Source organism: Streptomyces sp. CO7 (genome assembly GCF_053474865.1).
Genome location: NZ_JBRIOU010000006.1, coordinates 370304 through 378526, shown reverse-complemented (window position 1 = coordinate 378526; position 8223 = coordinate 370304). Strand labels below are relative to the sequence as shown.

The window sequence follows — 8223 nt, the reverse complement described above, 5'->3', positions numbered from 1 at the left end:
GGAGGACGCCTGGGCGCAGCGCGAGGTCGTCGACCAGGCCCGGGGCGCCCAGGCGGAGCTCGGCTGGGTGTTCCACCCCGCCGTGGGCGGCCGTGGATACGCCACCGAGGGGTGCCGCGAGCTGCTGCGGGTCTGCTTCGAAGAGCTGAAGGTGCGACGGGTGTGCGCCAACGCCTTCGCCGACAACGAGGCGTCCTGGCGGCTGATGGAGCGGCTGGGGATGCGTCGTGAGCAGTACACGGTGCGGGAGTCCCTGCACCGGGAGCTGGGGTGGATCGACGGGATCGGTTACGCGCTGCTCGCCGACGAGTGGCAGCGCGGCCGGGGTACGGCCTCCGACTGAGTCGGACAGACGTGCGGCCTCGACTCCGCCGCGCGTGGGGGCGAGGGTGGCCCGGGACGCGGCGACCGGGGCAATGTTCCGGCCCGCACGGGTGAAAGCGGCCCATGGAGCGCCGGGCGAACCGGCCGGCGGGGGAGAGGGGTATGTGCGCCGGCGCTCCGCCGGCCATGCTCCGAACCCTTCCCCACCCGGAGGAACAGATGCGCGTACGTCGCGTCACCACCACCGCCCTGGCCGCCTTCGCCCTGAGCGCCGCGCTGGGCGCCGGCAGTGCGTTCGCGGGGGACAACCCGCACGACCACCACAACGGCAACCAGGCCCAGCACCAGAGCCACGAGCAGGGCCAGCACCAGGGTGATCACCAGCGTGACCACAAGGCCGAGGACAAGTCCCAGGACAAGGCTGAGGACAAGTCCCAGGACAAGGGCAAGGGCCACGAGAAGGGCAAGGAGCAGGACAAGGGCAAGGCCCAGGACAAGGGCAAGGGCCACGAGAAGGGCAAGGAGCAGGACAAGGGCAAGGCCCAGGACAAGGGCCACGAGAAGGGCAAGGAGCAGGACAAGGGCAAGGCCCAGGACAAGGGCCACGAGAAGGGCAAGGAGCACGGCAAGGGCAAGGCCCAGGACAAGGGCCACGAGAAGGGCAAGGAGCACGACAAGGGCCACGACAAGGGCCACGAGAAGGGCAAGGAGCACGACAAGGGCCACGAGAACGGCCACGACCAGGGCCGTCAGCAGGGCGACCACCAGCGTGACCAGAACGGTCACGACAAGGGTCACCACAAGGGCTACGACCAGGGCCGTCACCAGAACGACCACCAGCGTGACGGCAAGAACCGCCAGGGTGAGCACCGCGGTGACCACCGCGGCGACAACCGCGGTGACCACAACGGCCGCCACTGCTCGGGCGGCGACTTCGTCTTCGCCGGCACCCAGTGGGAGTCCCCGTACGGCAGCTACTCGACCTACGCCGCCGTGTGCTCCTCGGTCGACTTCGACGACTGACGCATCCCGAGCGGTCCCTTCGCCGACGGCAGGCTCAGAGGTTGCGCAGGCCGTCCAGGACGGCCTCCAGCAACGTGGGGTCGCTGCCGTCGGCGGAGCGGTCGGGCATGGCGTGGATCAGGAAACCGCCGCCCAGCAGGTCCGCGACGACCACCTTGGTCACCTGGAGCGGCAACTGCAGGAGGGTAGCCAGCTCGGCCACCGACAACGCCTGCCCGGCGCAGAGCCGCACCGCGGCCAGCGCCTCCGGGGAGACCGCGTCGTACGGAGGCCGGGCGGCCGCCCGCACCAGTGAGTCCGGTTCCACGGGCACGGCAGGACGGGTCCGGCCCAGGGTCACGGCGTAGGCGCGGACCGTCGCCGTCTCCTGGGTCACCCACGCGTGGGGCCGGGCCACCTCAGCGCCCGCCCGTCCGGCCGTCGTCGGCGCGCCAGGCGCCCTTGCCGAGCGGGCCGAACAACGCGTCGTCGCCGAGCGGTCCGGAGTGCGACGTGGGACGCGGCACGGGTCCGGGCGTGCCCTCCGCCCGGCCGGAGTCCCTGCGCCGAGCGGCCCGCTGCGTGGCATCCCGTTGCGTGACCTCCCGTTGCGTGGCCTCCCACTCGGCACCGGATCGCTCCCCGACGGTGCGCTGCAGACCGCTGGCCGGAACGGTGTGGAACTCCGGCCCCACCTGGCGCACCCGACCCGGTTGGGCCATGTGGTCCAGCTGGTCCAGCTGGTCCAGCCGGCCCAGAGGCAGCGTGTCCGCCGCGTGCGCCGTGGCCGGGGCGGTCCGGCGGTGTTCCGGCCGGTCGTGGCCGGCCGCGTCCTCGTCGGCCGTGTGCAGCAGCGTGGCAGGCAGGCGGACCAGCGCCTGCACGCCGCCGTAGAGATTGGTCTGGAAACGCACGGCGAGCCCCAGCCGCTGGGCCACCCTGGCCACCACCGCCAGCCCGGTGCGGCCGTCGTCCCCGCCCGGCTCACGGGCCAGGGAGACGAGCTGGTTCATCTCCTCGAGCTGGTCGCCGGTGAGGCCGGGACCCCGGTCGTCGATCTCGACGACCAGTCCCTCCCTGGCCAGCGCCGCGCGCACCGTCACCTTGGTGCCGGCGGGAGAGAACCGGGCGCCGTTCTCGGCGAGTTCGGCGATCAGATGGATGACCTCGGCGGCCGCCGGGCCCGCCAGCGCGTACCCCGCGGGCGGCGGCGCGACCTCGATCCGCGTGTAGTCCTCGGTCTCCGCCGCGGCCTGTCGCAGCACCGTGGCCAGGGGCACGGGGCGCCGGACGGCCCGGGGCAGCCGGCCGTCGAGGACGGCCGCGCTCTCCACGGCACGCTGGGTGCGCGTGACCAGGTGGTCGATCCGGAAGAGGACCTCGAGCAGTTCGGGGTCCTCGGTGCGGTCGTGGGCGTCGTCGAGCAGTTCCAGTGCCCGCAGGACCAGCGCCTGGATCTTGCGGACGATGGCGAGGGAGGCGTCGGTGTGCCGACGCGAGCCGGCGGTCAGCACGGCGGTGTGCGCCGCGGTCAGCGCCCGGCGGACCGCGTCCTCCAGGCCGTCGGCGGGGCCGGCCGGCTGCCCCACCGGGATCGCCGGGGAAGCCGGCAGTTCCAGTGCCTCGGGGGTCTCACCGCGCCGGACCCGCCGGGCGGCCGAGGCGATCTGGCGCAGACCCTCCTCCAGCAGAGCCGGCACCGCGGCGGTCGCGGCAGCCACGGCCTCCTCACGGGAGGCGGAGCGGGCAGCGGTCCGGGCGGCGTCGCGACGGGCCGCGACGGTGGCCGTCGTGGTGACCGCGGCGCAGCCGATGGCCGCGCAGATGCCCGCGCCGACCGCGGCCGAGGTCGGCAGCGGGGAGAGGGCGGCGGCGTAGGCGGCGCCCGCCAACAGGGTGGCCGACGCCGCCGGCAACGCCCCGAGCAGGGTCGCCGAGCGCAGCGACGCCCGGTCGCCCTCCGGCGGATCCGACGCGGGCGTGGCGGATGCCGACCGGTGCCGCTGCGGGCGCGTTGTCATGCGGGACCCTCCTCACCACTGCCCGGTCGGCCCGCGGGCGTCGACGAAGCAACGCGCGTAGGTGGCGGCGGGCAGGAGCGGTGGAACGAGTGGACCAGACCACGCCGGATTATGCCCGGGGAGGGTCGAGGCCGACCTGACATCGGTGGAGCGACGGCGGCCGGACATCCGGAGATGGCCGACTTCCACCCCCGCCGCCCGGTGCGGTCGCAGCCGCGCGGAACGCGGTTCTCGCACCTCGCGGTGGTGACGTCGCCCTCTCGCCTGAGGCGGGCGGAGGGACGGGGTTCACGTTCCGCTTCGCCCACATTGGCCGAATCGTTCCCGCACACACGGACGCCGTCCTTCGCGCCCTCACGCGCCCCTGTTCGCGCCCCTGGACGCCCTCCGCGCCCCGTCCCGAGGTACCGACAGCGCCGCTCCTCCGCCGCGAGGCCGACCCCCGACGCTCGCCCGGCCCCGCCCCGGTCAGTCCGGCAGTCGCCGCAGGGCGAACCAGAGCTCCATACGGACGTCCGGGTCGTCCAGGTCGGCCTCCAGCAGCGCCGCGCACCGGGCGATCCGCTGCCGGACGGTGTTGCGGTGCACCGAGAGCGCCACGGCCGTGCGGTCCCAGCTGCCGTGCAGCGAGAGCCAGGCGCGCAGGGTCCGCGGCAGCGCGGGGGTGCCGGTGATCGGCGCCAGCAGGGCCAGGGCGTGTTCCTCGGCCTCGCGCGGCGGCAGGAGGTCGGTCAGACGCCCGCCGGAGCCGTGCCGGACCAGCGGGGAGCGGGTGGCGAGGGCGCGGCCCAAGGCTCGGGCGGCCCGGTCGTCGACGGCGCGCCAGTCGTCCGGCCCGGTCACCTCGGCGACCCCCAGCGTCCAGCCTGCCTGCCGCTCCACGGGCCGCCCGCCGGGCACGAGCACCCGCACCACCCGGTGCGCCGGGGCGACCGGGGCGACCGGGTCGACCAGCGCGGACCCCAGCGTCTCGCCCAGCGCCGCGGCGGACGCCGCGTCCGGGACCCCGGTGTCCGGGCGGGCGTGCACCAGCGTCCAGCGCTCCCCGCCGAGCAGCGGCGCCACCTCCTGGGGGCCGGCGCCGAGCAGCAGCCGCACCAGGGCGGCCGACCAGAAGGGGTCCGGACCGCCGCCGCGCTCCCCGGTGAGCAGGGTCAGCAGGACGGAGGCCGCCGAGGCGACGGTGTGGTCGCCGGCCTCACGGCGGCTCGTCGCCAGGCCGAGCACGTACCCGGGTGCGGTCCCCAGCCCATACGCCGACAGGTGGAGGCCGTCGGCCGTGTCGGTGGCCGACGACGGTGCCGGCGCGGTGTTCCCCGGTGGGGCGGGCCGCACCACCCGGGCCAGCTCGGTCAGAGCCGTCCGCACGCGCGGCCCCGGGTCGCGCCCGGCCGTGAGGTCCCCCGATCCGCGCGCCGGCCCGCCCGCCGACGAGTTCTCGCCCGTGTCCGCCGCCGCGACCACCGGCCCGTCCGCCGCCCCGGTCATCGCCCCCGACGGCCCGAACAGCACCGCCCAGCCCTCCAGCGCCGCCGCCAGCTGCCGCAGCACGGACGGCACCGGGTGGGGACGTGACGCCGCCGACGCCAGGCTCCGCTGTGCCTCGGCGACCCGCCGAAGGTCCGCCAGCCGGGCCCGGGCGACGAGTTCGCCGACCGCGCGGGCCACCGCGGAGAAGGTGGTGCGCCGCGGCACCTCCAGCAGCGGCAGCCCGCGAGCCCCGCAGGCGGCGACCAGCTCCGCGGGCACCGTGTCGTGCACCGGGGCCACGCCGAAGCCGAGTGCCGCGCCGCCCGCCGCCAGGATCCGCTCCACGTAGGCGTCGAACCAGGCGGCGCCGGCCGAGGGCGGCACCTGCACCCCCGCCGTCAGCAGCAGTTCGCCGCCCAGCAGGTACGGCAGGGGGTCGGCCATCTCCGAGACCTGCGCCCAGTGGACGTCCGCCTCCTCGGGCCCGGCGAGACGGACCAGGCCCAGGTCGTCGCGCGCCAGCAGGGCGGAGAGCGGCACCGGGGGAGTGGGCGGCGGTGCGGGAAGGGACGCGGGGGCGGACGGCATGATGGACGTTTCCTCTGTTCTTCTCCGGCCCGATGGATGAAACGTACACTTCGCAGCCGCCCGCGAGCCATCTAGGGTCGGTCCGTGGTGCGCTCCGGCGGGTGATCCCGGCGCCGCGTACCCTCGGTACCGGTGAGAGGAAGGCATCACCTCCATGACCTCCATGAGCAACAGCGGAACGCCCCGCGGCCCCGTCGACTCCTCGCGGATCCCGCGGTACGCGGGACCGGCGACGTTCGCCCGGCTGCCGCGACTGGACGAGGTCGGCGCGGCCGACGTGGCGGTGATCGGCGTCCCCTTCGACTCGGGCGTCTCCTACCGGCCCGGCGCCCGCTTCGGCGGCAACGCCATCCGTGAGGCCTCCCGGCTGCTGCGTCCCTACAACCCGGCCCAGGACGCCTCGCCGTTCGCGCTGGCGCAGGTGGCCGACGGCGGGGACATCGCGGTCAACCCGTTCAACATCGACGAGGCCGTCGAGACCGTCGAGGCCGCCGCGGACGACCTGCTCGGCACCGGCGCCCGCCTGATGACGCTCGGCGGCGACCACACCATCGCGCTGCCGCTGCTGCGCTCCGTGGCCAAGAAGCACGGTCCCGTCGCGCTCCTGCACTTCGACGCGCACCTGGACACCTGGGACACCTACTTCGGCGCCGAGTACACGCACGGCACCCCGTTCCGGCGGGCGGTCGAGGAGGGCATCCTCGACACCGAGGCGCTCTCCCACGTCGGCACCCGCGGCCCGCTGTACGGCAAGCAGGACCTCAAGGACGACGAGAAGATGGGCTTCGGCATCGTCACCTCGGCGGACGTCTACCGCCGTGGCGCGGACGAGGTGGCCGACCAGCTGCGGCAGCGGATCGGCGACCGCCCGCTGTACATCTCCATCGACATCGACTGCCTGGACCCGGCGCACGCGCCCGGCACCGGCACGCCCGAGGCCGGCGGGATGACCTCGCGGGAGCTGCTGGAGATCCTGCGCGGCCTGGCCGGCTGCAACCTGGTGTCGGCGGACGTGGTCGAGGTCGCCCCGGCGTACGACCACGCGGAGATCACCTCCGTCGCCGCCTCGCACACCGCCTACGAGCTCACCACCATCATGTCCCGGCAGATCGCGAAGGCGCGTACGCAGTGACCCACGACCACGACCTGGTGCTCCGCCCGACGGCCGCGCAGACGGAGGCGGCCCTGAACCCGCCTCCCGGCCGCCACGGCGGGGACATGGTCGTGGAGACGCTCGCCGGGCTGGGCGCGACCACCGTCTTCACCCTGCCCGGCCAGCACGTCCTGCCGGTCCTCGACGCGCTGCGCAGGTCCGACCTGCGCACCGTCGGCCTGCGGGTCGAGAACAACGCGGCCTTCGCGGCGGACGCGTACGGCCGGATCACCGGTGAGGCCGCCCCGCTCCTGCTGTCCACCGGGCCCGGCGCGCTGACCGCGCTGGCCGCGCTGCAGGAGGCGGCCGCCGCCTCCTCGCCGGTGCTGGCGATCTGCGGCCAGGTCCCGGCCGACGGACTCGGCGGGCGCCGCCGCGGTCACCTCCATGAGCTGGAGGACCAGGCCGCGGCCTTCCGCGGGATCGTCAAGTCCGTGCACAGCGCCCGCACCCAGTCGCAGATCCCCACCGCGATCGCCGAGGCCTGGCGCTCGGCGCTGACGGTCCCCTTCGGGCCCGTCTACGTGGAGATCCCCCACGACGTGCTGCGGGAGCCGGCCCGCGTCCCGGTGGTCACCGCGGTGGACGCCACCCCGGAGGAGCTGCCGCCGCGGCCCGAACTGACCGCCGTCGCCGCGGACCTGCTGGCCCGCGCCGAGCGCCCGGTGATCGTCGCGGGAGGCGGAGTCGTCCGCTCGGACGCCTCCGGCAAGCTGCGGCAGCTCGCCGAGAAGCTGGCCGTCCCGGTCGTCACCACCTTCGGCGGCAAGGGCGCCTTCCCCTGGACCCACCCGCTCTCGCTGCAATCCTGGATGGAGGACCGGCACACCACGGACTTCCTCGAGGATGCCGACGTCCTGCTGGTCGTGGGCTCCGGGCTGGGCGAACTCTCCTCGAACTACCACACGTTCGAGCCGCGCGGCACGATCGTGCAGATCGACGCCGACGCCGGGAAGCTCGAGGCCAACCACCCGGCCCTCGGCATCCACGCGGACGCGCGGCTCGCGCTGCAGGCCCTGCTGGAGACCCTGGAACCGGTCCCCGCGAGGGACGGCGACGAGGCCGCCCGCCGGGTCCGGGAGCTCCTCGACCGGGTCGGCGCCCGGATCGCGGCACAGGGGCTCGACCTGGAGCAGGAGGTGCTGGCGTCGGTGCGCGCGGCCCTGCCCGCCGGGTCGCCCTCCTTCTGGGACATGACGATCCTTGCCTACTGGGCCTGGTCGGCCTTCGACCCCCGCCGGCCCAACACCATGCACTCGGCGCAGGGCGCCGGTGGTCTCGGCTACGCCTTCCCCTCCGCCCTGGGGGCGGCCGTCGCCGAGCCCGGCCTGCCGGTCCTCGCCGTGTCCGGCGACGGCGGCGCGCTGTACTCGGTCGCCGAGCTCGCCACGGCACGCCAGCACCAGCTCGACGTTACCTGGCTGATCGTCGACGACGGCGGGTACGGCATCCTCCGCGAGTACATGAGCGACGCGTACGGCGAGCCGCACGGGACGGAGCTCGCCCGGCCCGACTTCGTCGCGCTGGCCGAGTCCTTCGGGGTTCCCGCCGTCCGGACCGGCCCCGAGCAGCTGCGGGCCGACCTGTCCAAGGCGCTCGCCACACCGGGCCCCTCGGTGGTGGTGCTCCCGGCCACCCTGCGCATGTTCGCGCCGACCCACCCTG

At 75.1% G+C, this 8223-nt stretch carries 7 protein-coding genes; 4 read left to right on the top strand and 3 right to left on the bottom strand.

Going from position 1 to position 8223, the window contains the following annotated elements; genetic code table 11:
* Together ACOV8S_RS23235 and ACOV8S_RS23230 are read left to right on the top strand one after the other, a co-directional pair.
* Positions 1–343, top strand: a 343-nt coding sequence (locus ACOV8S_RS23235; protein WP_448319985.1) for a GNAT family N-acetyltransferase, incomplete at its 5' end; no start/stop codon positions are given.
* Between the two features lie 200 nt (positions 344–543).
* The gene (locus tag ACOV8S_RS23230) at positions 544–1347 is read left to right on the top strand and encodes a hypothetical protein (RefSeq protein ID WP_448319983.1); all 804 of its coding nucleotides are present in this window, start codon (positions 544–546) and stop codon (positions 1345–1347) included.
* 34 nt (positions 1348–1381) lie between these two features.
* On the opposite strand, the gene ACOV8S_RS23225 is transcribed toward ACOV8S_RS23230, so the two are convergent.
* From ACOV8S_RS23225 to ACOV8S_RS23215, 3 genes are all read right to left on the bottom strand, one after another.
* Positions 1382–1723 carry a DUF742 domain-containing protein gene (locus ACOV8S_RS23225; RefSeq protein ID WP_351116626.1) on the bottom strand — a complete coding sequence of 114 codons (342 nt, stop codon included), beginning with the start codon at positions 1721–1723 and terminating at the stop codon, positions 1382–1384.
* Positions 1724–1745: 22 nt separating this feature from the next.
* The gene (locus ACOV8S_RS23220) at positions 1746–3347 is read right to left on the bottom strand and encodes a sensor histidine kinase (RefSeq protein ID WP_448319982.1); all 1602 of its coding nucleotides are present in this window, start codon (positions 3345–3347) and stop codon (positions 1746–1748) included.
* A gap of 468 nt (positions 3348–3815) precedes the next feature.
* Positions 3816–5405 carry a helix-turn-helix domain-containing protein gene (locus tag ACOV8S_RS23215; protein ID WP_448319981.1) on the bottom strand — a complete coding sequence of 530 codons (1590 nt, stop codon included), beginning with the start codon at positions 5403–5405 and terminating at the stop codon, positions 3816–3818.
* A 163-nt stretch (positions 5406–5568) separates the two neighbouring features.
* Between ACOV8S_RS23215 and speB the strand changes: the two genes are divergently transcribed.
* Both speB and ACOV8S_RS23205 read left to right on the top strand, forming a co-directional pair.
* On the top strand, positions 5569–6537 hold the full coding sequence (gene speB / locus ACOV8S_RS23210; RefSeq protein ID WP_448320134.1) for an agmatinase: 969 nt from the start codon (positions 5569–5571) through the stop codon (positions 6535–6537).
* On the top strand, positions 6534–8223 hold a 1690-nt coding region (locus ACOV8S_RS23205), incomplete at its 3' end, for a thiamine pyrophosphate-binding protein (RefSeq protein WP_448319979.1). The genes speB and ACOV8S_RS23205, both read left to right, overlap by 4 nt.